Source organism: Marinomonas sp. A3A (assembly GCF_018336955.1).
GTDB lineage: Bacteria > Pseudomonadota > Gammaproteobacteria > Pseudomonadales > Marinomonadaceae > Marinomonas > Marinomonas lutimaris.
The window spans coordinates 3,532,890-3,558,761 of the sequence record NZ_CP025532.1 but is presented as its reverse complement, the minus strand read 5'-3'; the positions used below and the strand labels follow the sequence as shown (position 1 = coordinate 3,558,761).

General features: G+C 42.7%; 25 protein-coding genes. 20 read left to right on the top strand and 5 right to left on the bottom strand.

Translation table 11 applies throughout. The annotated features are described in order from the left end of the window. Positions 1–88: 88 nt before the first annotated feature. The 4 genes from CYL31_RS16650 to hemC are packed head-to-tail and all read right to left on the bottom strand — an operon-like array spanning position 89 to position 4,266. Positions 89–1,318 (bottom strand): heme biosynthesis HemY N-terminal domain-containing protein, encoded by a 1,230-nt coding sequence (locus tag CYL31_RS16650; protein WP_212916291.1) that lies wholly within the window; start codon positions 1,316–1,318, stop codon positions 89–91. After that, entirely contained in the window at positions 1,315–2,568 is a 1,254-nt protein-coding gene (locus tag CYL31_RS16645; RefSeq protein ID WP_212916290.1) for a uroporphyrinogen-III C-methyltransferase, read from the bottom strand. Before CYL31_RS16645 ends, CYL31_RS16650 begins: the two co-directional genes overlap by 4 nt. Position 2,569: 1 nt before the next feature. Next, on the bottom strand, positions 2,570–3,322 hold the full coding sequence (locus CYL31_RS16640) for a uroporphyrinogen-III synthase (protein WP_212916289.1): 753 nt from the start codon (positions 3,320–3,322) through the stop codon (positions 2,570–2,572). Between the two features lie 20 nt (positions 3,323–3,342). Then, a complete protein-coding gene (gene hemC / locus CYL31_RS16635) occupies positions 3,343–4,266 on the bottom strand; it encodes a hydroxymethylbilane synthase (protein ID WP_212916288.1) in 924 nt (307 codons plus the stop codon). 156 nt (positions 4,267–4,422) lie between these two features. Between hemC and argH the strand changes: the two genes are divergently transcribed. Further along, a complete protein-coding gene (argH, locus tag CYL31_RS16630; RefSeq protein ID WP_212916287.1) occupies positions 4,423–5,823 on the top strand; it encodes an argininosuccinate lyase in 1,401 nt (466 codons plus the stop codon). A gap of 87 nt (positions 5,824–5,910) precedes the next feature. Here the strand turns inward: argH and CYL31_RS16625 are convergent, their stop codons facing one another. After that, positions 5,911–6,822 carry a hypothetical protein gene (locus CYL31_RS16625; RefSeq protein WP_212916286.1) on the bottom strand — a complete coding sequence of 304 codons (912 nt, stop codon included), beginning with the start codon at positions 6,820–6,822 and terminating at the stop codon, positions 5,911–5,913. A gap of 224 nt (positions 6,823–7,046) precedes the next feature. Between CYL31_RS16625 and lptM the strand changes: the two genes are divergently transcribed. The 19 genes from lptM to CYL31_RS16530 all read left to right on the top strand — a co-directional run bounded on the left by lptM (position 7,047) and on the right by CYL31_RS16530 (position 25,610). After that, complete coding sequence (gene lptM, locus CYL31_RS16620) at positions 7,047–7,166, top strand: LPS translocon maturation chaperone LptM (protein ID WP_212916285.1); 120 nt, start codon at positions 7,047–7,049, stop codon at positions 7,164–7,166. A 14-nt stretch (positions 7,167–7,180) separates the two neighbouring features. Further along, a complete protein-coding gene (gene lysA, locus CYL31_RS16615; RefSeq protein ID WP_212916284.1) occupies positions 7,181–8,434 on the top strand; it encodes a diaminopimelate decarboxylase in 1,254 nt (417 codons plus the stop codon). 10 nt (positions 8,435–8,444) lie between these two features. Beyond that, positions 8,445–9,275, top strand: a complete 831-nt coding sequence (gene dapF, locus CYL31_RS16610; RefSeq protein WP_212916283.1) for a diaminopimelate epimerase — start codon at positions 8,445–8,447, stop codon at positions 9,273–9,275. Positions 9,276–9,282: 7 nt separating this feature from the next. Continuing rightward, entirely contained in the window at positions 9,283–9,948 is a 666-nt protein-coding gene (locus tag CYL31_RS16605) for a DUF484 family protein (protein ID WP_212916282.1), read from the top strand. Beyond that, positions 9,945–10,658, top strand: coding sequence for an HAD family hydrolase (locus CYL31_RS16600; protein WP_212916281.1), 714 nt, complete (start codon positions 9,945–9,947; stop codon positions 10,656–10,658). The genes CYL31_RS16605 and CYL31_RS16600 overlap by 4 nt, the downstream gene beginning before the upstream one ends. Positions 10,659–10,762: 104 nt before the next feature. Continuing rightward, entirely contained in the window at positions 10,763–11,089 is a 327-nt protein-coding gene (gene trxA / locus CYL31_RS16595; RefSeq protein WP_212916280.1) for a thioredoxin TrxA, read from the top strand. A gap of 248 nt (positions 11,090–11,337) precedes the next feature. Continuing rightward, a complete protein-coding gene (gene flgB, locus CYL31_RS16590; RefSeq protein ID WP_212916279.1) occupies positions 11,338–11,730 on the top strand; it encodes a flagellar basal body rod protein FlgB in 393 nt (130 codons plus the stop codon). Positions 11,731–11,735: 5 nt separating this feature from the next. Further along, positions 11,736–12,185 (top strand): flagellar basal body rod protein FlgC, encoded by a 450-nt coding sequence (gene flgC / locus CYL31_RS16585; RefSeq protein WP_048814395.1) that lies wholly within the window; start codon positions 11,736–11,738, stop codon positions 12,183–12,185. Between the two features lie 10 nt (positions 12,186–12,195). Then, positions 12,196–12,900 (top strand): flagellar hook assembly protein FlgD, encoded by a 705-nt coding sequence (locus tag CYL31_RS16580; RefSeq protein ID WP_212916278.1) that lies wholly within the window; start codon positions 12,196–12,198, stop codon positions 12,898–12,900. Positions 12,901–12,912: 12 nt separating this feature from the next. Then, positions 12,913–14,610 (top strand): flagellar hook-basal body complex protein, encoded by a 1,698-nt coding sequence (locus CYL31_RS16575; RefSeq protein ID WP_212916277.1) that lies wholly within the window; start codon positions 12,913–12,915, stop codon positions 14,608–14,610. A 139-nt stretch (positions 14,611–14,749) separates the two neighbouring features. Further along, the gene (gene flgF / locus CYL31_RS16570) at positions 14,750–15,493 is read left to right on the top strand and encodes a flagellar basal-body rod protein FlgF (RefSeq protein ID WP_212916276.1); all 744 of its coding nucleotides are present in this window, start codon (positions 14,750–14,752) and stop codon (positions 15,491–15,493) included. 62 nt (positions 15,494–15,555) lie between these two features. Continuing rightward, positions 15,556–16,341 (top strand): flagellar basal-body rod protein FlgG, encoded by a 786-nt coding sequence (flgG, locus tag CYL31_RS16565; protein WP_212916275.1) that lies wholly within the window; start codon positions 15,556–15,558, stop codon positions 16,339–16,341. A 13-nt stretch (positions 16,342–16,354) separates the two neighbouring features. Next, positions 16,355–17,206 (top strand): flagellar basal body L-ring protein FlgH, encoded by an 852-nt coding sequence (locus CYL31_RS16560; RefSeq protein WP_212916274.1) that lies wholly within the window; start codon positions 16,355–16,357, stop codon positions 17,204–17,206. Positions 17,207–17,255: 49 nt separating this feature from the next. Next, a complete protein-coding gene (locus CYL31_RS16555) occupies positions 17,256–18,344 on the top strand; it encodes a flagellar basal body P-ring protein FlgI (protein ID WP_212916273.1) in 1,089 nt (362 codons plus the stop codon). Between the two features lie 8 nt (positions 18,345–18,352). Further along, positions 18,353–19,339: a flagellar assembly peptidoglycan hydrolase FlgJ gene (gene flgJ / locus CYL31_RS16550; protein ID WP_212916272.1), complete on the top strand. Its 987-nt coding sequence runs from the start codon at positions 18,353–18,355 to the stop codon at positions 19,337–19,339. Positions 19,340–19,448: 109 nt separating this feature from the next. Then, positions 19,449–21,425, top strand: a complete 1,977-nt coding sequence (gene flgK, locus CYL31_RS16545; RefSeq protein ID WP_212916271.1) for a flagellar hook-associated protein FlgK — start codon at positions 19,449–19,451, stop codon at positions 21,423–21,425. A gap of 3 nt (positions 21,426–21,428) precedes the next feature. Beyond that, entirely contained in the window at positions 21,429–22,739 is a 1,311-nt protein-coding gene (gene flgL / locus CYL31_RS16540; RefSeq protein ID WP_212916270.1) for a flagellar hook-associated protein FlgL, read from the top strand. 22 nt (positions 22,740–22,761) lie between these two features. Next, positions 22,762–24,312 (top strand): HD-GYP domain-containing protein, encoded by a 1,551-nt coding sequence (locus CYL31_RS16535; protein WP_212916269.1) that lies wholly within the window; start codon positions 22,762–22,764, stop codon positions 24,310–24,312. 413 nt (positions 24,313–24,725) lie between these two features. Continuing rightward, positions 24,726–25,610, top strand: a complete 885-nt coding sequence (locus CYL31_RS16530) for a flagellin N-terminal helical domain-containing protein (protein WP_212916268.1) — start codon at positions 24,726–24,728, stop codon at positions 25,608–25,610. The last annotated feature ends 262 nt before the right edge of the window (positions 25,611–25,872 follow it).

Below are 25,872 nucleotides of genomic sequence, written 5' to 3'. Positions count from 1 at the left end.
GTTTCAATGAGTATTATGTAAGATCAAAAAAACGCTGTTATGAAAATAACAGCATTTTTTATGTCTACATATTTTGCTAGTGAGATCACTAAGGTAGAGGCAAGGGTTTTAGTTGGTTGCTTGCATAATTTAAATTAATCATCATGAGTTCTTGGCTTGCTTTGGTATCGCCCATGGCTTTCAGTAAGCGACTAAGCTCGGCAAGGGCTTCGTTTTGCGTATCAAGCGACAACGCTTGTTCATAGTAGTCTCTGGCCTTACCCCACAACATCATAGATTGGCTTAAGCGGCCACAGACGAGGTATAAGTTTGCGCTTGCAGGCTCTTTTTTAAGCCAGTTCTCACAATTTGTTAAAAGCTTTTTGGTGTTGTCTTGCTTGATGTTGCCATACTCATAAACCAACTCTTCAGACCATCTATTATTTAGGCTATTGCGAATAAAGCTTTCTGCTTTTGCATCATCGCCAAAACGAATAAGAGTGTGAGCATAAAGTTGTCTCATTCTGTCATCTTGAGACAAGGTGTCTAATTTGTTCCAGAGGTTTTCTACCTCATTAACCAGCTCTTTCTGATTCTGTCCGAGTTTATTGCGGAATTTGATTTTATCCAGCAGCGCTAAGAACGCATTGCGTTCAAGTTCGAGCATGTTGTCGTCGTCAAAAATGCCGTCTTTTTTAAGCGTTGGAGTCAGGGTGAGTAGGGCATCCCAGTCTTTTAGTTGTGTGTAAACGGTGACTAGCATTTTTAATACTTGCTTGTGCTTTGGTTTAAGCTTTTGCAGTCGCAAAAGCGAGGCAAGAGCGCCTTCATAATGTTGTTGTTTCATTTGAATTTGGCTTTGTGCAAAGCCAATAGCAAACTCCGCTTCAGGTGTAGATTTATGCGCAGAACGTAATAACGCTTTTGAACGTTCATGTTCATCTTGTTCGCTGGCAGCGTAAGCTGCACTGATGTAGTTGATTAATGGGTAAGGGACTTTTTCGGCGCTGTTGGTTAGCAATTTTTCTGCTTTGTGCCAATTGCCTCCAACGAGTTCTAGCATGCCCCTAATGGTATTTCGAGACGCTCTTTTTTGCGCTAAATTACCAGTTACTTTCGCCAAAGAGTTGCTTGGCCTTAGAGCGATAAATAAAATGCGTTTTATCCAACTTAGCACAAATAGCGCGATAATCATGGCGACTACTAAGACCCATAAGCTGGTTTCAACTGTGACACCATTATAAGCTAATAGCACATAACCACTGTCCTGGCGCATCAGCAAACCTAAGACACCGCCCACTGCCATCATAATGACAAGTAAGAAAAGGAGTTTCCTCATACCTTATCTCCTAGATTTTTTTGAGGTGCAGCAGAGTTTTCGCCTTCTACTTGAGACTGCTCTGCATTGTCGGCGCTATTTGGCTTTCTTATGCTGCGATCACTCCATTCTTTCATCAAGGATTTCATTGCCATCAATGACTCTCTAGGTAGTGGCAAGTCCGGTGATGGGTTCAGCTGTTGTAAGGCCGTTAGGCTAGCCAAAAATGTTGTAACAATATTTGATTGGGTTTCGAAATGTTCGGTTGTTGCTTTTGCAACACGTGATAAGGCTTGTTGATAAATCGCTGGTTCGCCTTTGATTAAGGCAACTTGAGCAATTTCCAACTGAAGTTGTATACCTGTAATGAGTTCTTGATATTCCGCAGGCGGCAGTAAAGCTCTAATAGGCTTGTGGTCATAGTTGATGACTACTAATGAGCGTATGGAGCTCCAAAAGCTTTCCAGAATTGAGGTGATTTTGCTTGTTGTTGCGTCGTCGATTACTGTTGTTTTCTTTGTTGTATTTGCTAGCCACTCTTTTGATGGTTCCCGCTGAGGAAGTGTTTGCACGCTGTCATATAAAGCGTTGAGCTTAAGGTATGCGCCTTCCAAATCAAATTGACTAATAGACTTTAGGGCTTGGATATCTTTTGCTAAAGCTTTGCGAGTGGCAAAAACAATAGGGTCTGCTAACTCGTTAAGAATGTCATCGGCATTGATGAGTAATGTAGCCGCGCCACTGCTGTCAGACTCAAGTAATAAGCGCTGATTGGCAAGACGAATTAAATATTCAGCTTCTGCCAGTTTCCAGTCTTCTTTCGTAGTGTTGTTTAGTCTATTTAGTTTTGACTCAAGCGATAGTAGTTTCTCGTCTTGTCGTGTTTGTTGGGCTGCAAGCTCATTTTTTTGTGTCAAGCTTGTTTGTTCTGCGGTTTTAGCTTGCTCAATCAATTGGGTTAGCTGAGATTTATTGAGTGTACTGGCACTAAGTCTATTGCCTAAATCTGTTTGCTGAACGGCTAATTGTTTAACATCTCTGGGGAGTGTGTTTTGTGTACTTTGAAAATAAAGCCAGCCACTTGTTGCCAAAGCGACAGCGGAGAGACCAAGAGAAAATGAAGCAAGTAGATTTGTTGCTGTTTGTGGCGTGTTTTTTTCTTCAGGCTTATTAGATAAATCTGGCTGACTCTCTTTGCTTTTAATTTCAGCTTCAGGCGTTGTCTCAAGAGAGTTGTTTGGATGTTGCTCTTGCTTGTTATTCTCAGTCATTCTATTTTCCTGTGTGAAATTCTGTCGCTTTGATCAAGCTATTATCGTCAGCGCCATTTGCGCACGAGGCATTAACCCAACCCATTTCTTTTGCTTGCTGGTTTACCCTGATACTGGGTGTGAGTATAGGGAGGGTTTTCCATTCAGGCTTATGTTGTATAACGTATTCTGAAAGATTGTCTAAGCTTTCGCCACTGGTTACCCATATTAAATCGATATCGGGCAGCATGAAGAAAGTTTGAGCTGAGTAGTTAGGTTTTTTTCTATTGTAGAGAGATAGATAACTAACCCTTGCGCCTCGCTCTTTCAGTTTGTTGCCGAGTTCTGGGCGTCCGCCTTCGCCACGAACAATCAATATTTTCTGATCTTTCATTTTGGCAGGTTTTAGCCATTCAAGTAAGGCTTCCGTTGTATGCCCTGGATTTGATAGAGCTGGAATGCCTTCATCTATGAGTGTTTGTGTGGTGCCTTGGCCTATGCCGATCCAATGCACGTTTGCAGGTAGCATGGGCCAGCAGTGATCTAGCCAATCGCAAGCAAGTCTGGCGGCATTTTTGCTGACAAAAATCACGTAATCAAACGTATCTATATCAAATACTTGGGCCCGAATGATAGCCTTTTTAGCGGCGTCTTCTATCGGTGCTATTTCTAGCATAGGTAAAGGAACAGCTGTCCAGCCATGGGCGCAAACGCGTTCACGACTAAGCGAGTTTTCAGGTTCGGGTCGAGTGATTAAGATGCGACAGTCTTGCACTGATATTTAGCCTACTTTATTTATTTGTATAAAGCGTCAAGAATGACGTCTGCGCCACGGGCAAGTAAATCATCAGCTAATTGCACACCAAGGGATTTCGCATCGTCTTTATGGCCGCGAATTTCGCCTTGAATCATTGTCTTACCATCAGGGCTACCGACCAAGCCTCTTAACCAAATCGAGTCGTCAGTAAGTATCGCAAAGCAGGCAATAGGTGCTTGGCAACCACCGTTAAGGCGCTCATTGACTGCGCGTTCGGCGGTCACACGAATAGCGGTTTCTTCATGCTGTAATGGCGCTAATAAATTAATAGTTTGCACGTCATCAGAGCGACACTCTATCCCCATTGCGCCTTGTCCACCTGCTGGCAAGCTAGTCTCGGCAGGAATTCTTTGCCTAATTCGGTCAAACATTTCTAGGCGAACTAACCCCGCGGTTGCTAAGATAATGGCGTCGTATTCACCGTCGTCCATTTTTTTTAAGCGAGTGTTCACATTGCCGCGAAGGTCTTTGATGATCAAGTCAGGGCGATTCATTTTTAATTGACAAGCACGACGTAAGCTAGATGTTCCAACAACAGCACCGCTTTGTAGTTGATCCAACGATTCAACTTTATTGGATACAAAAGCATCACTCGGGTCTTCGCGTTCACATATAACAGCGAGTCCAAGTCCTTCAGGAAAGGCCATTGGTACGTCTTTCATAGAGTGAACAGCAATATCTGCACGACCATCCATAAGAGCGCTCTCTAGCTCTTTAACAAAAAGACCTTTGCCGCCAATTTTAGAAAGTGGTGAATCTAAAATCTGATCGCCTTTTGTTGTCATGCCAAGCAATTCAACTTTCATATCTGGGTAGAGGCTTTCTAGTTGCGCTTTGACGTTATTGGCTTGCCAAAGGGCTAACTGACTTTCTCTGGTTGCGATCACAATCTTATCTTTCACTTCATCTCCTAATGACTTGTAGATGGATAATTACCTTTCAATTTTCTGTGTTAATGATACTCGCTAAGGAGGAGCCCGTCATCTTTCAATGCTTTATAAGTCGAGGCGCTTAATGTACTCTTGGCAGCTGTTTGAATTTGTGTGGGAACCAACCGAATGACTGATACTAATAAAACCACGAACCAGCAATGGGGTGGTCGTTTTTCTGAGCCTGTCGATGCGTTTGTAGCGCGTTTCACTGCATCTGTTGAGTTTGATCAACGTATGGCAAAGCAGGATATTCAAGGGTCAATTGCACATGGCAAAATGCTTGCTAGTGTAGGTGTTTTGACCGAAGAAGAACGAGATCAGATTATTCAGGGGCTGACTGAAATCGAGGATGAAATTGCCCGTGGCGAATTTGAGTGGTCGATTGAATTAGAAGATGTTCACATGAACATTGAAGCTCGTTTGACGCAGAAAATCGGCATTACCGGTAAAAAACTACATACTGGCCGTTCTCGTAACGACCAAGTTGCTACTGACATCCGCCTTTATATGCGTGATGAAGTGGACTTTTTAATGGAAGAAGTGACTCGTCTGCAACAAGGCATTTTGAGTTTGGCGGAAAAAGAAGCCGATACCATTATGCCAGGCTTTACTCACTTGCAAACGGCTCAACCTGTGACGTTTGGTCATCATTTGATGGCTTGGTATGAAATGATGCAGCGTGATTACGAGCGTCTAGCAGATTGCCGTAAGCGTATTAATATTTTACCACTTGGCGCGGCGGCCCTTGCGGGAACCACTTATCCAATTGACCGTCATATGACAGCAGAGTTGTTAGGCTTCGAACGTCCAACATATAACTCATTAGACTCTGTAAGTGACCGAGATTTTGCCATCGAATTTACAGCAACAGCTTCTATCATCATGATGCATATGTCCCGTTGGGCTGAAGAAATGGTGATGTGGGTATCTGCTCAGTTTAACTTCATTTATTTGCCTGACCGCTTTTGTACTGGTTCCTCTATAATGCCGCAGAAGAAAAACCCTGATGTGCCAGAATTAGTTCGTGGTAAAACTGGTCGTGTTTATGGACATTTGATGGGCTTGTTAACCTTGATGAAGTCGCAATGTTTGGCTTACAACAAAGATAATCAAGAAGACAAAGAGCCATTGTTTGATACGGTTGATACGCTAAAAGGGTCATTGCGTGCATTTGCCGACATGATTCCTGCTATTGAGTCTCGTAAAGAGCATATGTATGAAGCGGCTCGTCGTGGTTTTTCGACGGCTACCGATTTAGCTGATTACTTGGTTCGTCATGGTGTTGCGTTCCGTGATGCTCATGAAGTTGTTGGTAAAGCTGTGGGTTACGGTGTGAAAGAAGGCAAGGACTTATCTGAGATGACGCTGGAAGAACTTCAGTCTTTTGGTAGCATGATTGAGGCGGACGTCTTTGACGTCTTGACACTTGAAGGTTCTGTTGCGGCTCGTAACCACATCGGTGGAACAGCACCAGAGCAAGTGTTAAAAGCGGTTGAACGCGCTAAAGCGGATCTTGCTACGCGATAAGATTTGATTAGATAGACAAGAATTAAATCATTTAAAAACGGCTGCCTAGGGCAGCCGTTTTTGTTTAAACAATTTTTAAACGGGCTGTTATTTAACGGGTTGATCTAAGTTAAATGGCGAGTCTGGGCCCAATATTTCATTAGTGATGATGCTAGGTGAAATGTTTAGCTCAAAGTGAAATAGCTTGGATTTTACCCCACAGCCGTCAAATACAATGGCCCAGCCTTCATTACTACCTTCTTTAGGGAGTCGCCAGCAGACGCCTTTAATATTGACATAGCGTGTTCCATCCGCGTCTTTAGTGATTGGGTAGTCGACTTCTTTTGTTAGGCCTTTCAAGTAGTCTTTTTGTGCTTTTTTCGACTGCGCAATTTTATCCCTCAATTCTTCAGAGAAAACGCCAGTTAATGCGGCATCGTCCACATCCGGCGACAAGGATACTTTTGATAAGTCGAGCAACTCTGGTTTATCAGAGCTTAACCGTGCTGAATCAAGGCTTGAGTTCTGCTTGCCATTTTGTGAAGGGCTTCCTGAAAGCGTTTGCTCATTGTCCATATTGCTGATCACTTCTTGAGGATCAAATCCATTGCTTCTTTCGCTTAGCTCTTTGCCTGTGGGTTTTTCAGGCGCAATGCTGGTGGGGGATTCAGTTGGTATTTTGGGCTCTATTTTTTCTACTGGCTTTGTATTTTTTGCCTTAGACGCTGCGGTTTGAGCTTCTTCTGTGATAAGCGTTGTGTCTGCGGGCTGAGCATCTACAGGTTGATTGTCTATAGATTGATTTTCCACAGGTTTAGTATCTTCATTTTGCTGAAATGTATCCGCGCCTGTCTGTTCATTATTCGGCGTTGCTGGTGCTGGTAATAAAAACAATTCGAAATTGGATGGTTGCGTGTCTATATCAAACCAATGTTGGCTGTCTGATATTTCAATTATTAGTATGTGTATTGCGATGGCACAGACAAGTGCAGCCATCCATGGGGCAATTCTGTTTTTCATTAAGCTTCTTGTTTTTTGCGTTTTGTTGAAGTTAGCGATGTTTGGATCCAACTTAAGTCAGTATCTTTATAGCTTGAGGTAAATATAGCAAATTCAAGCCAAAGCGCGTGCCTATTCTAGGTAAAGAATTCTAAGTAAAGAATATCTATGTAATTGGCTCGCTAGGGTTGGGAAACGAACTTGCTGCAAGGTATACTGTCTCAATCAAAAATAGAAGAGATAAGATGATGTTTAAGTTGCTTTCAGTATGTGTTTTGGCTGTTTTCCTTACGGCTTGCGGAAATAAAGGTGCGCTTTATTTGCCGGATGATGCACCTGAAGCGCAGCAAGAATCGTCTTTATAGCTGAGGATTCCCTTTTGGACTTTTTTAATTATTCGAATCAGACTCTGCATGCAGAGGATGTTGCTTTGTCAGATGTCGCTAATCAGTATGGTACGCCTTGTTATGTATACTCTCGTGCCACTCTTGAGCGTCACTATAAAGCGTATGCTGATGCTTTCGCATCACACCCAACTCTGATCTGTTACGCCGTAAAAGCCTGTTCTAATATAGCGATTCTAAATGTATTGGCTCGTTTAGGATCAGGCTTTGATATTGTTTCTATTGGTGAGCTTGAGCGTGTTTTAAAAGCGGGTGGCGATCCTTCAAAAGTGATGTTCTCCGGTTTAGGTAAACAAGCCTTGGAAATGCGTCGAGCATTAGAAGTGGGGATTCATTGTTTCAACGTTGAGTCTGAAGCGGAATTGTACCGATTAGATCAAGTTGCTGGCGAAATGGGTAAAGTAGCACCTGTGTCTTTGCGTGTTAATCCTGATGTCGATGCTAAAACACACCCTTATATTTCAACTGGGTTGAAAGAGAATAAGTTTGGTATTGATATCAAAGACGCGGTTCGCATTTATAAAATTGCTCATGAACTGCCTAACTTAAATGTCATGGGAGTTGATTGTCATATCGGTTCACAATTGACAGAGCTAAAACCTTTCTTGGATACATTTGATCGTTTGATCGGCTTGGTTGATGAGCTTGCCGAAGTTGGTATTACGATTAAGCATCTTGATCTAGGTGGCGGTTTAGGGGTTCGTTATCGTGATGAAGTACCACCTGAGCCTGCAGATTACGCCAAACTTTTACTTGAAAAAGTCAAAGGCAAAAACTTCGAACTCGCGTTTGAGCCAGGTCGTTCTATTGCAGCTAATGCTGGGGTTTTATTAACGCAAGTTGAGTTTTTGAAATGCAATCCGCATAAAAACTTCGCCATCATTGATGGTGCGATGAACGATCTTATTCGCCCATCTTTATACGGCGCTTGGATGAACATTGTTCCTGTGTCTTTATTGCCAACACCAGAAGGTAAACGTAGCTATGATCTTGTTGGTCCTATTTGTGAGACGGGTGACTTTTTGGGCAAGGATCGTGAATTAGATATTCAAGCTGGCGATCTTTTGGTTGTGCGTTCTGCTGGAGCCTATGGCTTCACTATGTCATCAAATTACAATAGCCGTAATCGTGCAGCGGAAGTTATGGTCGATGGCGATAAAACCTATTTGATTCGTGCTCGTGAAACGATTGAACATCAGCTGGCTGGTGAGCAAATCTTGCCAGACTAAGGAGTTCATCGTGTTATTAAAATTTACCAAAATGCATGGTCTAGGAAATGATTTTGTCGTCGTTGATGCAGTGTCTCGTAAAGTGTTTTTTAATAAGCAACAAATCGAGAGACTGAGCGACCGTAATTGGGGGATTGGTTTTGACCAACTTTTAGTGGTCGAGCCACCCACTGATCCTGAAATGGATTTTCGTTATCGCATCTATAATTCGGATGGCAGCGAAGTCGAGCATTGTGGAAATGGTGCTCGTTGCTTTGCTAAGTTTGTTTTAGACCGAGAGTTAACAAATAAACGCATTATCAATGTTGAAACAAAACGCGGCGCGATCCAATTAAGAGTGCTGGACGGTGGTTTAGTTACGGTAGATATGGGGGCGCCAAGCTTTGAACCGCAGGATTTGCCATTTACAGCTGAATCTTGTGACGCGCTTTACAGCATAATGGCTGGCGATACTGAGTATTTTATAACGCCTGTGTCCGTTGGTAATCCTCATGCTGTCATTAAAGTCGATCAACTGTTAGATGACGAGGTTGCTAACGTTGGTGCACTGATTGAGTGTCATGAACGTTTTCCTAGAAAAGTGAACGTTGGCTTTATGCAGGTCATTAATCCTGATGAAATCAACTTACGCGTTTATGAACGTGGCGTGGGGGAAACTCAAGCTTGTGGAACCGGTGCTTGTGCAGCCGTTGTGGCAGGTATTAAGCAGGGATGGTTGTCACCTAAAGTGACCGCTCATCTTCGTGGTGGCGATTTGCATATTGAATGGCAGGGCGAAGGTGCACCGATTCTTATGACTGGGCCCGCTGAGAAAGTATTCGAAGGTCAAATTTACCTATAGAGGGATTATGAGCGAAGAAGAAGTTGTTCAATATTTGTCAAACACACCGGATTTTTTTATTCGGAATACTGATTTGTTGGAGAGTCTGACGCTTCCTCATCCAATTAATGGAAAAGTGATTTCGTTACTTGAATATCAAGTACAGTCGCTGCGAAAAACGACAGCGGATTATCGTGCAGAGTTTGATCGTCTAATAGAGGTGGCTCGTGAAAATGAGTCTACTATGCAAAAAAGTCGTCGCTTGGTATTGGCGGGTCTGACTTGCAGCTCTTTGGATGACTTTGCTGTTATTATTGATGACATGGTGAGAGACGATTTTGAAGTGTCTCACCATGCATTGGTTTTGTACGGTGAATTTCCTGATAGTGCGGTCAGGTCGCATAAACTGGTGGAAGATGATGTGTTTTTATCTCATGCTGCTGGGTTTACGGACTGCTTTTGTGGTGCGTTGCCTGCCAATGAAATGAGCTTTCTTTTTCCTGATGATGCTACCTCTATTCGCTCTGTTGCTGTGTTGCCGCTTTTGTCACGAGAAGGCGGAGAAGTTAGGAAATGCGGTGTTCTTGTATTAGGGGCAGAAAATAAGTCTGCTTTTGATAAAGAAAAGGGTGCTTTGTTTCTGCAGTATCTTGCTGATTTATTGAGCGCTATCTTGTTGAGGTTATTGCCGTGAGCCTGCTGATTACCTTCGATCTTGATAACACATTATGGGATGTCGCTCCAGTTATTATGCGAGCAGAATATGCCATGGAATCTTGGTTTGAAGAGCGTTTCCCTGGTTTCTCTGTGCAATATTCGCTTCTCGCCCGAGAAGAATTAAAAAGCCAAGTCTTGTCCAAAAATCCCGAGTTAACCACTAACTTAACTGCGACTCGTTTGGCGTTATATCAGTTGGCGTTAAAAAAATTTGGATTGCCCACTGAAGAAGCCGAATCTGTCGCTGGAGCTGCATTGGCGCATTTTTGTGAATGGCGTCAAAAAGTGGATCTTTATCCTCACGTTGTTGATGTCTTGGAAGCCTTGGGTCAGAACTATACTTTGGCTGTTATCACCAACGGTAATGCTGATGTATTTCATCCTTATGTCGGTTTAGGGCAGTATTTCGAATTCGCAGTGCGAGCAGATCAGGTAGGTGTTGCAAAGCCTGCTGTTGATGTATTTTCAATGGCTGCAAAAAAGGCTGGTGTAGATATATCTGAGCTTATTCATGTGGGTGACCACCCTGTGGATGATGTGTTTGGCGCGTCCAATGCTGGCGCGAAAAGTATTTGGTTTAACCGTCATGGCGCGCAGCGTTGGGGGGATGACTGGGGGGCTCGCTCTCATGCAGAAATACATTCTTTACTTGAGTTACCAACGGTTATTCGATCTTTAAGATTATAGCATTTTTCTATCGCTATAATTAACGGGAACTCGTTTTTACCCTAATCATTTAGTGATACACTAGCCACATTCATTAGTTAAAAATAGAATTTTGAGGAATTATTATGAGTGAGAACACAATTCAAATCACTGATGCTCAATTTGCAGAAGAAGTGCTTAATTCAGACATCCCTGTAATTGTAGATTTTTGGGCTCCTTGGTGTGGTCCTTGTAAAATGATCGCGCCTGTTTTGGAAGATGTTGCTGCTGAATACGCTGGCAAAGTGAAAGTTGTTAAGCTAAATGTTGACGAAAACACAGAAACAGCGCCTAAGTACAATGTTCGCGGTATTCCTACTTTGTTGATCGTTAAAGGTGGCGAAGTGGTAGCGACTAAAGTTGGCGCAGTGTCCAAATCTCAATTGGTAGAGTTTGTAAACAGCGCTATCTAATGCCTGATTAGGTGATTTTAGTGTAAAAGAAAGCAGCCTGATGGCTGCTTTTTTTGTTTTTATTATTCTGTTCTATAATAAACTCATCAAAATTTTGTCTGTTTTTTCTTCTTAATGTCTGTTGCCGCTTTTTGCCGTCTCTATTCTATTTTTTATTAAGTTATTGAAAAATATCAATATTATTTTTTGGCATCATAATTGCTTTATATGTTTCGTACAGATGAATAATATTTTTCTTTGAGGATCGAATGGCTATTTCTTTTGCGAGTGCATTTGCTGGACACGATAAGACGCTGGAGTTTCGCAGTGCGAGAGCGGCTGTCCTTGCCAACAATATTGCCAACGCTGACACGCCGAATTATAAGGCGAGAGATATCTCGTTCGATTCATTTTTAAATAGTGAAAGCAAAAAATTGCAGCTTGCTGGAACGAACTCGCGCCATATTTCTGGGGAAGGTTTTTCTGGTGAGCCAGAAGGGTTGTTGTACCGAAATGCTAACCAGCCATCTTTGGATGGTAATACGGTAGATATGCAAAGAGAGCAGGCTGAGTACGCTCAAAACTCATTACAGTTTGATACGAGTTTTATGTTCTTGGATCGAAAAATTAACGGCATGAAAAAAGCGCTTACTGGGAATTAATAACGATGTCTTTGAGTAATATTTTTACTATCTCTGGATCTGCAATGAGTGCTCAAACCATACGTTTGAATACGATTGCTAGCAACATGGCAAACGTTGACAGTGCAGCAAGTTCAGCCGATCAGACTTATCGAGCTCGTAAGCCCGTGTTCTCGCAAATGATGAATGACAGCATGCGTGAATATGGTTGGAACAATGCAAACAAAGATGATACCGGTGCTGGTGTTGGGGTAAAAGTAGATGGCATTGTGGAGTCAGACGCACCTTTACAGCCTAGATACGAACCAGATCACCCAATGGCAAATGAAGATGGTTACGTGTTTTATCCGAACGTAAATCCTATGGAAGAGATGGCAGATATGATGTCAGCGTCTCGTTCTTTTCAGACAAACGTAGAAATTATGAACTCAGCCAAAAGTATGATGCAGAAAATGCTCACGCTTGGGCAGTCATAGGAGCTGACAGATGGCAAATATATCTGACTCGAAAGGTCTTAATGGGTTGATTTCCCAATATGGGACTGAAGCGGCTAAAACAAAAGCTGGTATTGAAAAGCCTGATGTGCAGAAAGACGAAGCGGCGCTTGCTGATCAAAATGTCTTTTTGAAGCTTTATATAGAGCAGCTTAAAGGACAGGATCCGACCGCGCCGCAAGACACTAACGACATGGTGGCGCAGATGTCTCAATTTAGTTCGTTAGAGCGATTGACTAGTATCTCTGATCAATTAGAAAACATGGCCACTTCGCTTACGTCTAATCAGGCGCTTAGTGCTTCTACCTTGGTGGGTAAGTCTGTATTGATGGACGGTAGTAAAGTGAAAGTGACGGATGGTCTTGAGGCTGTTCAGTTGAGAACGGTAATACCTGAGAATTCTAAGGCTGCAACATTAAAAATATACGATGCGGATAACCGTCTTGTTCGTACCGCCGCGCTTAGCACGGGTGAGTACAAGTGGGATAAGTTAGATGATGACGGAAATGTTTTGCCGCCTGGTGAATATCGTTTTGCCGCGTCATCAACCAATGAGCAAGGTGAAATATCGGCGATGAGTACTCAGGTTCCTACGCGAATTCAAGGCGTCACCATAAATGGTGAAAATGGCACGGTTTTAAACGTGGAAAACCACGGCAAAATCAAACTTACGAACGAATTAGAAATATTAGGGTGATTGGAGAGCATTATGGGATTCAATACTGCATTATCTGGCATTAAAGCCTCTGCCGATTATTTAAGTGTTACAGGTAATAATATTGCCAACGCCGATACTACGGGCTTTAAAAAGTCACGTATTGAATTTGATGACCTCTATAATACCAGCGTACTTGGTGCCGGAAGTGGAAACAATATTGGTTCTGGTGTGAGCGTGAGTAAAGTGTCTCAAGAGTTTTCTGCCGGCAACATATCTTACACAGACAACAACTTAGATCTTGCTGTGGATGGCAGTGGTTTTTTTGTTCTTGATTCAGGGATTGCTCAGTCCTATACCCGCGCAGGCAATTTTAAACTCGATGAAAATGGTTTTCTAGTAACAAATACTGGTAGTAATGTTTTGGGTTTTAATGCTGTTGATGGTGTTGTGGGAGGTAATTTAGAAGATCTAAAAGTGCCAACGGATCGAATTCCGCCAGAGCCAACCACTGCGATGGAACTAAAAGTAAACTTGAATTCAGAGAATGATGATATTCCAGCCTTTATTAAGGCGGACTTTGATCCATTAAATCCAGATACTTATAATTTCACCCAAACTCAAGGCGTTGCAGATGGTAATGGTAAAACACATATAGTTACCTACTATTATTCAAAAAGTGAGTTGCCTAATACCTATAAAGTAAATGCCACCGTTGATGGAAATCTGACTGATGATAATGGTGCTGCGTTCTTAGGTGAAACTTACGCTACTTTTAACTCTGCTGAAGGTGGTACGGATTATAATGGCGACGGAACAGAAGAGCAGCCGTTTGAACTCCTGTATCTCGGTGCAACTGAGCCTGGTGAAGCCGATATAGCTGCCGCAACAAAAACACCTTTAGCGGTTGCTGGAACAATAGGTGGTGTTGCTATTGCTTCAGCGCTTGCGCCCGAAGAAATGAGAGAGCCTAGCTCGGTTGCTCGTGAGGTATTTGACCCGTTAAGTCCTGATACTTACAACTACGGCAATACCAGAACGACTTTTGACTCATTGGGAGAGCCTCATACACTAGGGTATTACTTCATTAAACAAGGGGAAGATAATACTTACGAGCTTCGTGTCACAATGGATGGGAAGGAAAGTTATACGGATCCTTTTACAGGCGAAGATACGCGGTTTTTAGAGAAAAATACCACTGTCTCTTTTGATCCTGCTGGTAATTTGATGGGGGCTTATCGGGGACTTCCTCCTTTTGGAGTTCCGCAGCCAATTACACTAGAGATTAACGGGATAGATCCAACAAACCGAGGTCAAGTTACGCCATTAGATTTAACTGGCTCAACGCAGTTTGCGTTAAATAATACGGATAACTTCGAGCAAAACGGTTTTTCTGCTGGTGAGTTGCAAGGTGTTTCTTTTGATAGTGATGGCTTCTTAATGGCCAATTACACCAACCAACAAACGGCAACTCTTGGCCAGGTTGCCTTGGCAACATTTGATAGTACTGACGGTCTTGTGCCGTCTGGGCACACAGGATGGCTGGCAAGTAAGGGGTCCGGTCCTGCTGACATTGGCCGTCCGAACACAGGAACATTTGGCAAAATCCAAGGGGGCGCGTTAGAAGAGTCTAACGTTGATCTTACGTCTGAATTGGTTGCGCTTATTGAGGCGCAGCGTAATTACCAAGCGAACAGTAAAACATTAGAAACAGAAAATACTGTTACACAGACGATAATTAACCTCCGCTAATTTTCTGGAGAGAGAAGATTTGATGCCGGAACAGCTTCGCTGTTTCGGCTTTTTTTTGCTTTTTTTATCGTTTTTATAAGTTGGTACGTTTTTTGATAGTAGTTACCTTAGTTATGTAAATTCTTCTGGGAGAATTGTAGTGGATAAGGCCTTATATTTAGCAATGAGCGGTGGTGTACAAACTATGAACGCTCAAACCATACACGCTAACAATCTAGCGAACGTCAGCACAACTGGCTTTCGTTCGGATTTTGAACAAGCTCGTTCTATGCAAGTATATGGTGACTATCATCCCAGTCGTGTTTATGCGATGACAGAGAATCCAGCCACACGTTATACGCAAGGTGACATGATACAGACTGGTCGCAATTTGGATGTTGCCGTTGCTGGCGATGGTTTTATTGCTGTTTATGATGAAGGTGGTCAAGAGGCTTATACTCGAGCTGGTGACTTTCAAATTAATGCCGCAGGGCAATTAGTAACAGGACGGGGTTTGCCTGTTGCTGGTGTGGACGGGCCTATTTTTTTGCCGCCTGCTGATAGCATTAACATTACTGCAGACGGTTCTATTTCTATTGTTCCGCAGGGGGGGGCTGGTAACGAAATTGCTGTGCTTAATCAAATTAAATTGGTCAATCCTGATAAACAAAATTTACGCAAAGAAGAAGATGGTTTGATTCATTCGCGTGATGGTCAAGCCTATGATGTTGATCCAAATGTCCAGCTAGTAAGTGGTTTCATCGAAGGCAGTAATGTGAATGCAGTTGAAGAGATGACGCATATTATGAATTTATCACGCCGTTTCGAAATGAACGTGAAGATGATGGATTCAATTCGGGAAAATGCAGATTCTTCTGCTCGCATATTGCAGCGTACGTCTTAAGCATGACCTGTAATTGCATCAAGAATAACGTAGAGAATAACGGAATAAATTAAGAGGCTTTTATGAATTCAGCATTATGGGTCAGTAAAACCGGTTTGAGTGCGATGGATAAGCAGTTAAACGTCGTTGCCAACAACTTGGCAAACGTTTCGACAACGGCATTTAAAAAAGATAGGGCGGTATTTGAAGATCTAATGTACAAAACAGTACGAGCACCTGGTGGCTTGAGTGCGCAAAATGCTGAGTTGCCATCAGGTTTACAATTAGGTACTGGTGTGAAAGTAGGAGCGACCCAAAAAGATTTTTCTAATGGCGACTACAATATGACGGATAGGCAGCTTGATATTGCTATCCAAGGTAAAGGCTTCTTACAGGTATTGCAGCCAGACGGTACTATCGCTTATACACGTGATGGTAGTCTTCAACTTAATAGTGAAGGTCAGCTTGTTACTTCTGGCGGCTTGGTGGTTGAGCCTGGTATCCAAATTGACCCAGGTGCTATCGAAATTATGATTGCAGAAGACGGCATAGTGTCAGTTCGACAAAGTGGTGATGCGGATGCTCAGCAAGTTGGGGCTATAAATATTGCAGGCTTTATTAACCCAACCGGATTGAATTCGGCAGGGCAAAATATTTTCACTGAAACGAATGCTAGTGGTCCGCCAATAGTTGGAGTGCCAGGCACTGATTCATTAGGTACTATTGCTCAGGGGATGCTTGAGGCTTCCAATGTCAATTCTATTGAAGAGCTTGTCAACATGATCACGACACAGCGTGCTTATGAAATGAACTCAAAAGTTATCGCATCCGCTGATGGCATGATGAGCTTTGCAATACAGCAGTTATAGTAACGTGTGGAATATGATGAAGATTAAATTTGCGTTCTTGGTTTTGTTAAGTGCTTGTTTGTCTGGCTGCCTCTCTTGGGATGTTAATGAGCAAGCTGTTGCCAATGCGGCAGCGGCTGGTGCGGCAGCGGCAGTAACCGATGCGGTCATTGATGCAGTTGCTGGCGATGATAGTGAAACACCGGCAGAGTCTTCACCAGATGTTCCACGTAAAGGTTTTGTGCCAGATCCTAATGACCCATTAAATGGACCAAATATTAGTCAATCTATTCAGTCTGATGACCCTTATTATGCACCTGTGTATCCTAATGGTATGAATCCTTCGCAAGCACCAACTGGCGGTATTTATCAGACTAGCATGGGAGATGTATTTTTTGGTGATCAGAAAGCTAGTAAAGTAGGGGATATTCTAACCATTAATTTAAATGAAACGACGACGTCGACGAAAGCTAACGCGGCAACTGTTTCTAAATCCTCTTCGGCAACGATTGAGAATCCGACTGTATTAGGCCAAGAATTGAAAGTAGATACCACGCTTCCTCAGCAAGGTACGGATTTCACTGGAAATGCATCAGCGAATCAAAATAACAGTTTAAGCGGAACGATTTCTGTGACTGTCTACAGAGCCTATCCAAATGGTCTATTGGCGGTGCGTGGAGAGAAGTGGCTACGTTTAAACCAAGGAGATGAATATATTCGTTTCTCTGGTGTGGTACGTAAACAGGATATTTCGCCAAACAATACAGTAGAATCTGAGCGTGTTGCCGATGCGAGAATTACGTATTCTGGAACCGGAGATGTTGCCGCAGGAAGTGAGCAAGGTTGGGTGAGTCGTTTACTTAATTCTAGTGATATGCCTTATTAATTTAATGATCTAACAGCTGAGAGGTTTGTACCTCTTAATAGGTGACGCGATGAAGCACATAGCGCTAATTGTCTTATATTTTTTATCTTTTTCTGTTCAGGCTGAGCGTCTGAAGGACATTGCTAGTGTTCAGGGCGTCCGAGAAAACCAATTGTTTGGTTATGGTCTGGTAATTGGCCTTAATGGGACGGGTGATAGTACCGCTTTTACCAATCAGAGCTTTGCTAGTATGCTGTCTCGTTTTGGGGTGACCTTGCCTGAAGGTGTCAATGCGACGTCTAAAAACGTTGCGGCAGTTTCATTGACGGCTACCTTGCCGGCCTTTTCTAAGCCTGGTCAAAAAATCGATGTGACTGTTTCGTCTATTGGTAATGCGAGTGCACTACGTGGTGGCACGCTACTTTTATCTACATTAAAAGGTGCCGATGGCGCGGTTTATGCGATTGCTCAAGGCAACTTGGTTGTTGGCGGTTTGGGGGCGAATGGGGCAGATGGATCGCGAACCACAAGCAATGTTCCTACCGTTGGTCGTATACCAAATGGTGCCAGTGTCGAGCGTGTCGTGCCTAGTAGTTTTAATACGGGGGATACCTTGACGTTTAACCTTAATCGTCCAGATTTCACAACAGCGAAACAAGTGACGGATAAAATCAATAACCTTTTAGGTCCTGGTGTCGCGACGACACTTGACGCGACATCGATTAGAGTTTCTGCACCAAGAGATTCAAGTCAGCGTGTTACCTATTTGTCGATTCTGGAAAACCTAGATGTTGAAGTGGCTGAAGAGCGTGCGCGCATCGTGGTTAACTCTCGTACTGGAACCATTATTATTGGTCAACACGTTAAAGTGTCTCCTGCCGCGATTACTCATGGTAGTTTGACGGTGACAATCAAAGATGTGCCACCAGTTGTAGGAAAAGATGGCATAGTTACTGGTGGTCAAACGATTGTATCGCCTCGTGAAGGGATTGAGATCGCTCCGAATAGTGGTCATATGTTTGTGTTTGATCCAGGTGCTTCGCTTAATGATATTGTTCGTGCTGTTAATCAGGTTGGTGCGGCGCCGGGCGATGTTATGGCTATTTTGGAAGGCTTAAAGCAAGCCGGTGCGATTAACGCTGACTTAGTAGTGATATAGGTTTGGTTATGAATTCAGTGCCGCCAAAGCAAGATTTTTTTGCTGACTTTTCTACGCTTACAGATTTAAAGACCAAAGCGCAAAAAGACCCCGATGCCGCCTTAAAAGACGTTGCGCAGCAGTTTGAGTCTATCTTTATTAATATGCTACTGAAAAATATGCGTAGCACGAATGAAGCAATTGGCAGCGATCTTTTTTCTAGCGCTCAAACTAAGCAATATCAAGAGATGATGGATTCGCAGATGTCTCAGAGCATGGCGCAGTCTGGTGGTATTGGTTTATCCGAAGCCCTGATTCGTCAGTATCAAACTCAACAGCAAAGTCGAATTAGTTCACCTGAGGCGAAAGAGCGAGGCGATACTGATTTCTTAAATCAGGTTGCCAAACAAGATTTAGTCCGAATTCAGGCTTTAGCTCATCGAGCTTCTACAGAGTTTATTCAATCAGTCCAGCAAGAGGCTAAGCAAAAAGCCCAAAATATTTCCGCTACTGGCGTATCTTCCGTCCCCTCAGCGGTTTCTGTTGTTTTTAATTCGCCTGATGAGTTTGTTGAAAATCTTTGGCCACATGCTCAGAAGGTCGCTGAAAAACTTGGTGTTAATCCCAAAGCAATATTGGCTCAGGCAGCATTAGAGACTGGTTGGGGGAAATATCCGATTGCCAAAGAAGATGGCGCAGCGAGTTTTAATCTATTTGGTATTAAAGCGGATAATCGTTGGCAAGGCGATAGAGCGGTTGTGAATACCTTAGAGTTCCGTGATGGCGTGGCAAAGCGCGAAAAAGCAGCGTTTCGTGCTTATGATTCCTTTTCGCAAAGCTTTGATGATTATGCCGATTTCTTATCTTCTAGTGAGCGGTATAAAGATGCCTTGCAGGCTGGAGATGACGCGTCAATGTTTGCCGCTTCTTTGCAAAAAGGCGGCTACGCAACAGATCCAAAGTACTCCGAAAAAATCGACAACATCCTTTCTAGTCAGTGGTTTCAAGGTTTGTAATAATAAAATCACTCAATTATCAGCTTTGGTAAAGTTCTTGCATTAATAGCCGATAGAGCTAAAGAAGAGCTCAAGGTTATTTTTGAAAAACGTACTAGGGGTGTGGGCTATGGGCTCAAATTTATATTCAATTGGTTTGTCTGGACTACTGTCTAGTAATGCCCGTATTAATACGACTGGGCAAAATACGGCCAATGTGGATACCGAAGGTTACAGCCGCCAGCGCACTAATACTGTTACTTCACCTATGGGCGGTGTGGTACTTCAAGATACCTCCCGACTAGTAGATAAGTTTGTTAGTACCCAAGTACGTTCAGACGTGTCTGATTATTCATATCACGATACCTATAGCTCGTTACTTAGTGCTTCAGACAGTCTATTCGCGGAAGACAGTGTTGCATTGACTGGGTATTTGGATAAAGCCTTTGGTGCTCTTCAAGCCGCTAATAACGATCCAACTTCATCTTCATTAAGAGAGTTGGCGCATTCCAGTTTGAATAACTTAGTGAATCAATATAAGACCCTATCGGGCATGATCGAGGATCAAGAAAACTTGGTTGATCAGCAGTTGGAAACATCATTAGTAGACATTAATGCGATCACTTCCAAAATTTCAGAATTAAATGACAAAGTCTTGCGTGAAGAAGGGTTATCAAGATCGCCAGCTAATGAGCTAAGAGATCAGCAAGAACTGTTAGCCAAGGATCTCTCCAAATATATAGATATTGATGTTCAGTATGATGAAAAAGGACTGATGTCTGTTCAACTAGGGAGTGGGCAGCCTTTGATTATGGACCAACAACATACCGAATTAAAAGCACTACCCAATGCGATTAGTCCCAATAAAGTCGATTTAGTCGTCAATTTTGGTGATTATAATGTTGCGCTAAAGACCAAAGGCTTAGGTGGTAGTCTTGGTGCTTTAGTAGATTTTCGTTCTGGTTTTGGTGAATTAGCTGATCGTACTCTTGGGCAGCATGCTATTGTGATGTCTGATGCTTTGAATACCCAAAATGCTAAAGGGTTGGATGCAAAAGGTGAATTTGGCATCGATTTATTTGAGCGTCGTCCTATTCAGATTTTTTCAACTCGCGATAATATAGATAAGTTGCCAAATATCTCAGTAAAAGTCTCTGGTGGGGAGTCCGCTAAAATTACTACCGATACTTATAAGCTCACTCGAACGGATGATGATCGCTTTGCCATTACTAAGTACGACTTGAATGATAAGGCGGCGGGCCAGTCTGTTGTATTTGATCTAACTGCAATGACTCCAGACAGCAAAGGGTATTATAAGATTGATGAACTAGGTTTAGATCTTCGTGTCGCTGACTTAAGTAAGTTTGATGAAGATGATGTGTTTAGTTTCTCTCCCAGCGCAGGAGCTGCGATCGGTTTGAGTATGAATGCCAAAAATGGCGATGCCTTGGCATTGAGTGCTCCAGTAGGGGTTTCCACAAGCTCAAATAACTTATCCGATGCGAGAATTTCGTTATCAGCGGTCACCAATACGAGTCATGACTCTTCTGCTTTTGCAATGGATGGAAGTTTATACCCAAGTGCACCGCACCAAATTTACTTTACCTCCCCCAACTCTTATGTGATACGTGATGTTTCCGGTGTCGAGCTGGCTAAAGTGGATAATGTGCAGCAATACTCCAACTTGCTAGAGCAGGCTGGTTTAGCAAAAGAGGCTGGCTTTGATGTTTCTATTTCTTCTGTGCCTCAAAAAGGAGATGAATTTTCCATCACTACAGAAAATATAGGTCCGTCCGATAACTTTAATGGTTTGGCCTTGGTGAATCTACAAAATTCCCATTTAGTGGAGGGAAAAGCGAGCTTGACCAAGGCGTTTGCAGGTTATGTTTCCTATATTGGTACCAAAGCAGCTGAATCGGCGGGCCATGCTGAATCGAGTGAAGTCATAATGAATGACAGTATTAAGCGCCGAGATCGTTTATCGGCAGTCAGTCTCGATGAAGAGGCTGTCAACTTAATGAAATACCAGCAGTCTTATTCCGCGTCTGCGCAGGTGGTAACTGCTGCCCGTACCACGTTTGAAACGTTGTTAGGGATTATGAGGTAATTTATGCGTGTTACGAATAATTTAATTTATGATCAATCAAGCAGAGCTATTAGCAAGGCTAACGATAAGATCCTGAATATCCAAGGTAAAATCGGTGCGCAAACAGACATAGTAAAGCCGAGTGATAATCCTGTTGGTGCTAGCCAAGTCTTAATGTACGAAGGTAATAATAATCGCCTTAAACAGTTTGACGAAGCTATTACCATGGCGAATGGTCATCTGGAGTATCAGGAGGTCGCCTTAGACAGCTTAAATGATGCTATGGACGATGTGCGTAAATTATTTATCCAAGGGCAAAATGATATCAACACCCAAGAAGACCTTGACGCAATCGCCCAAGAAATTAGCTTGATTACAGGTACTATGGCGGAGTTAATGAATTCCAAAAGTGCCGACGGTAACTATATTTTTGCTGGTACTGATACCATGGGACCGCCTTTTGTCATAAATGGCGAAGGTCGCTATGAATGGGTCGGCAATGAAGGACAGAAATTCGCTCAAATCTCTGAGGATATGAAAATCCCTGTTTCCGATTCTGGTAAAGCATTGTTTCAAGATGTCTGGACAAGTCGTAGTTTTTCTTCAGAGGTATTACTTGGTGACGTGAAATTTACCGCAGAAGTTGCCGAGCAGCGCGACTTTGATGAGTTCATGGCGCAAAATTATGACCCAGAAAACCCATTGCTGAATCAATTTCAGCTGACAACTTCCCCTATATTGCAAGAGGGCGAAGTTGCGCCAGCCTTGGATTCATTACGCTTGGGTTCTGACACGAAAGAAGACCAAGACAGAAGGCGAAGCTTTGATGGCACACCAGGTACTTACGCCATCACGAACAATAACGGTGAGGTTCTCGCATCAGGCAAATACATTGCAGGTAAGCCAATTAACTTTGGTGGTATGTCTTTTATGATGAGAGGCGAACCAGGTGCGGTGGCTGATATTCAATTAGACAAACCTGTTCGTGATAATGTGTTGAATGAAATTAACGATTCCTTAGCGGTTTTGAAAGATCGTTATTCAACCCATGCTGAGCGTGAGCGAGCATTCTTTGAGGCCTCCAGTAGTATTAAGAATGCGCAACAAAAAGTGGGGGATGCTCGATCCTCCGTGGGTGCGCGTTTAAATGTGTTACGTGATCGATCGAGCTACAGTTTGGCAAATCAGCTGGCCAACGCAACCGCTCAAGATCGTATAGCTGGTTTGGATATGGCTGAAGCAGCTACGGAATTGTCAATGAAGGAGTCGGCGTTAACAGCTTCACAAAAGGTGTTTACTCGTATGAGTAATCTTTCCCTATTTAATAAGATGTAAGTTTTAGGGTATAAGGTAAAAGATGTCAGTATTTAAAATGGAGTCCTGTTTTGGGGCTGATATCAATGTTGGGTATTTCGATATGGATGAAATACTCAGTATCTTGGACATTAAAGATACAATTGTTGGCAGTAAGCGGGTTCAAAGCCTGATAAAAATGCACGGTCGAAAAGATCGCATTGTCGGTGTGGCTATGCGTCAAATAACCTTTGATGTGCTGCGTCCCACTTTAGATTCTGAGTTCCTTCCCTACGATCCTTACTTTTCTGACGACAAGCTATTAAACAGTCGACGTGAACGCTTATATGATGCTCAAGAGCGATTTCTTATTTTATGTATGTCTATTGCTAGTGGTCGCTCAGTAAGAAGCCTTAAAAAGCTTAATCCGGATTTAAACACAAAAGAGTTACGCAGTAAGCATGGTCGAAGCCAAAGTCTCTTTCGTTATTTTCGACAAGAATTAAACGAGCAAACCAGAGAATATATCCTGAGTTATAAAGCTCGAATGGATAAGAGTGGAGATCTAAATAAAGGCAGTGTACCGAATGGCTTGGGGCCAGCGGTCGACATTGAACAACAAGTGTCAAAATCTGCAGCGCTCAAAAAAGTTCCTATAGAAAGTAAATTTATTCCAACTGCATTTGATGATGAAACCACTACCGCGCTTAAAATATTTCAGGATGGATACTCTTTATTATCTACTCAGGTAGAGCGCTTTAAACACGGTGAGCAGTTAGAAATGTTGGAGCTTATGAAGTTCTGTCGTCGGCTTATTGAGTCTCATACCCGTAATAATTTTTCGCTCATGGCAATACGCCATATAAAAGATGCTTCAATTTATTTGGAGCAGCACGCTATGGGGATGGCTGTACTTGGTATTCACTTTGCCAAAGCAATGAAATTGTCGAATGCCTATGTAGAGGTGATTACGCTTGGTGCTCTATTGTTTGATTTGGGGCGTTTTCGTTTGCCTGCGGCAATGGTAGCAAAAACGACAAAAATGACGGATAGTGAGTTTGATTTATTTCGCAGGCATATTCAGTTTGGAGAGCAGATCTTGCAAAAATGCGATGGTGTGCCTAAGGCGGTATATCAAATGCTGTCTGATCATCATGAAAAAATTGATGGTTCTGGCTATCCTGCAGGTAAGCAGGATCAAGAAATTTCAGTCTATGGAAAGATTGCGGCAATCATTGATGCATATGATGCAATGACCTCAGAGCAGCCGCATAAACCTTCTATGGGCCCAATAAAGGCATGTCAGCAGATGAGCAAAGAGTCAGGTTTAGCATTCGATAAAAAACTGCTGATGGTCTTCTTAAAAAGCATTGGTAGTATTCCAGTTGGTTCTTGTGTTTCCCTATCTAACGGGCGTGTTGGGTTTGTTTTGACGCTGAATAAATCTTTTCAGCCTTCTTTGGTTCGTCAGGTTTATAGCGCTACGAATAAGGCGTTTGTTGAAGCTTCTGATATTGAGTTGAATAAATCTGCTAACTTGAGAACAGAGGTGAGAATAGAAAAAGAAGTAGATCCTCAAGCATATGGTTTGCAGTTTATTAACCACATTTCATAATTTTCACCGTTCACCGTTCACCGTTCACCGTTCACCGTTCACCGTTCACCGTTCACCGTTCACCGTTCACCGTTCACCGTTCACCGTTCACCGTTCACCGTTCACCGTTCACCATTAGGCAGATCTTTTGATGCCTACCTATATTTTGTATCCCTTCTGTTTTCCGGTTTTTTTTAGTCTTTTTCATGTTTTTTACTTTTATTCTTAAAGTTATTTACGTTGAGTTCGATAACTGTGAGTACCGCTTTTTTTGAGTTAGGAAGATGCAAAAAAATCAAAAAAAGTATAAAAAGTATAAAAAAATATTAAAGATCAGCGCGAATGTGTCGATAACTTTAATAAGAGACAAAAACCAAATAACTAATTAAATCAAAAGGTTGTCTCGTTTAAAAAATATTTTTAGGAGAGAAAAAATGGCTTTATATGTAAATACTAATGTGTCCTCGCTGAATGCTCAGCGACTACTTTCAAACTCTAGTCGTGACCTTGATACGGCATACCAACGCTTGTCATCTGGTCGTCGAATTAACAGCGCTGCAGATGACGCTGCAGGTCTTCAAATTTCAGATCGTTTGACCTCACAGATTAATGGTTTGAACCAATCTGTACGAAACGCGAACGATGGTATTTCTTTATCTCAAACAGCTGAAGGTGCCCTGGACGAAACGACAAGCATGCTACAACGTATGCGTACTCTATCTATTCAGGCAGCAAACGGATCAAATTCAGACAAAGACCGTGTCGCGCTACAGCAAGAAATGGCGCAATTGTCTAAAGAGATCAACCGTGTTGCGGAAACAACCACATTTGGTGGTGCGAACTTACTAGACGGTACTTACCAAGGTGTTTTCCAAGTTGGTGCCGACGCAAACCAAACGATCAGTTTTACTTTGGAGTTTGGTGGTCCAAATAATTCTATTGATTACCAAGCTAATAATGGTTTCACCATGTCCGGTTTGTCCAGCCAAGCTTCGGCTCAAGTTGACGAAGTTACTGCGTCTATTTCAACTATGGTGAATGCGCAAAGTATGATCGGTATTATTGATAGTATGATTTCTGCGGTAGATTTTAAACGAGCAGAGCTGGGTGCGGTACAAAACCGATTTAGTTCTACTATTACTAACTTGAGTAACATTTCTGAAAACGTATCTTCGGCTCGTGCTCGAGTTCGTGATGCCGACTTTGCTCAAGAGACGGCCAATCTGACTAGTACGCAAATTTTGCAGCAGGCGAGTAGTACCATTCTTGCTCAAGCAAATCAGCGTCCTCAGACTGCGCTTTCTTTATTAGGTAATTAATTTATACAAAATAGCGTGAGGTGAAGCCGCACTAGATTGCAGCTTTCGCAAATGATTCGAGTTTGTCTCGGAAAATAGGCTACTTCTCTCTCCTAGAGGTGCCTTTTATGCCGGGTGATTTTTTCACCCGGCTTTTTTTTGCCCAAATAGTGAGTTTTTGTGCGTTTTTTGATGCTTTTGGGTGGTTTAGGAGAGGGGATGTTTGGTGTTGAGGCTTATGCCGCAGGCGATTATTGAGCAAACAGATCGCGATATATATGTC

Bases quoted from the DNA above. Each gene is read 5' to 3' on its own strand.
- CYL31_RS16650 (WP_212916291.1), bottom strand. From the start codon at position 1,318: ATGAGGAAACTCCTTTTCTTACTTGTCATTATGATGGCAGTGGGCGGT.
- CYL31_RS16645 (WP_212916290.1), bottom strand. From the start codon at position 2,568: ATGACTGAGAATAACAAGCAAGAGCAACATCCAAACAACTCTCTTGAG.
- argH (WP_212916287.1), top strand. From the start codon at position 4,423: ATGACTGATACTAATAAAACCACGAACCAGCAATGGGGTGGTCGTTTT.
- CYL31_RS16625 (WP_212916286.1), bottom strand. From the start codon at position 6,822: ATGAAAAACAGAATTGCCCCATGGATGGCTGCACTTGTCTGTGCCATC.
- lptM (WP_212916285.1), top strand. From the start codon at position 7,047: ATGATGTTTAAGTTGCTTTCAGTATGTGTTTTGGCTGTTTTCCTTACG.
- CYL31_RS16605 (WP_212916282.1), top strand. From the start codon at position 9,283: ATGAGCGAAGAAGAAGTTGTTCAATATTTGTCAAACACACCGGATTTT.
- trxA (WP_212916280.1), top strand. From the start codon at position 10,763: ATGAGTGAGAACACAATTCAAATCACTGATGCTCAATTTGCAGAAGAA.
- flgB (WP_212916279.1), top strand. From the start codon at position 11,338: ATGGCTATTTCTTTTGCGAGTGCATTTGCTGGACACGATAAGACGCTG.
- flgC (WP_048814395.1), top strand. From the start codon at position 11,736: ATGTCTTTGAGTAATATTTTTACTATCTCTGGATCTGCAATGAGTGCT.
- CYL31_RS16580 (WP_212916278.1), top strand. From the start codon at position 12,196: ATGGCAAATATATCTGACTCGAAAGGTCTTAATGGGTTGATTTCCCAA.
- CYL31_RS16575 (WP_212916277.1), top strand. From the start codon at position 12,913: ATGGGATTCAATACTGCATTATCTGGCATTAAAGCCTCTGCCGATTAT.
- flgG (WP_212916275.1), top strand. From the start codon at position 15,556: ATGAATTCAGCATTATGGGTCAGTAAAACCGGTTTGAGTGCGATGGAT.
- CYL31_RS16560 (WP_212916274.1), top strand. From the start codon at position 16,355: ATGATGAAGATTAAATTTGCGTTCTTGGTTTTGTTAAGTGCTTGTTTG.
- CYL31_RS16555 (WP_212916273.1), top strand. From the start codon at position 17,256: ATGAAGCACATAGCGCTAATTGTCTTATATTTTTTATCTTTTTCTGTT.
- flgJ (WP_212916272.1), top strand. From the start codon at position 18,353: ATGAATTCAGTGCCGCCAAAGCAAGATTTTTTTGCTGACTTTTCTACG.
- flgK (WP_212916271.1), top strand. From the start codon at position 19,449: ATGGGCTCAAATTTATATTCAATTGGTTTGTCTGGACTACTGTCTAGT.
- flgL (WP_212916270.1), top strand. From the start codon at position 21,429: ATGCGTGTTACGAATAATTTAATTTATGATCAATCAAGCAGAGCTATT.
- CYL31_RS16535 (WP_212916269.1), top strand. From the start codon at position 22,762: ATGTCAGTATTTAAAATGGAGTCCTGTTTTGGGGCTGATATCAATGTT.
- CYL31_RS16530 (WP_212916268.1), top strand. From the start codon at position 24,726: ATGGCTTTATATGTAAATACTAATGTGTCCTCGCTGAATGCTCAGCGA.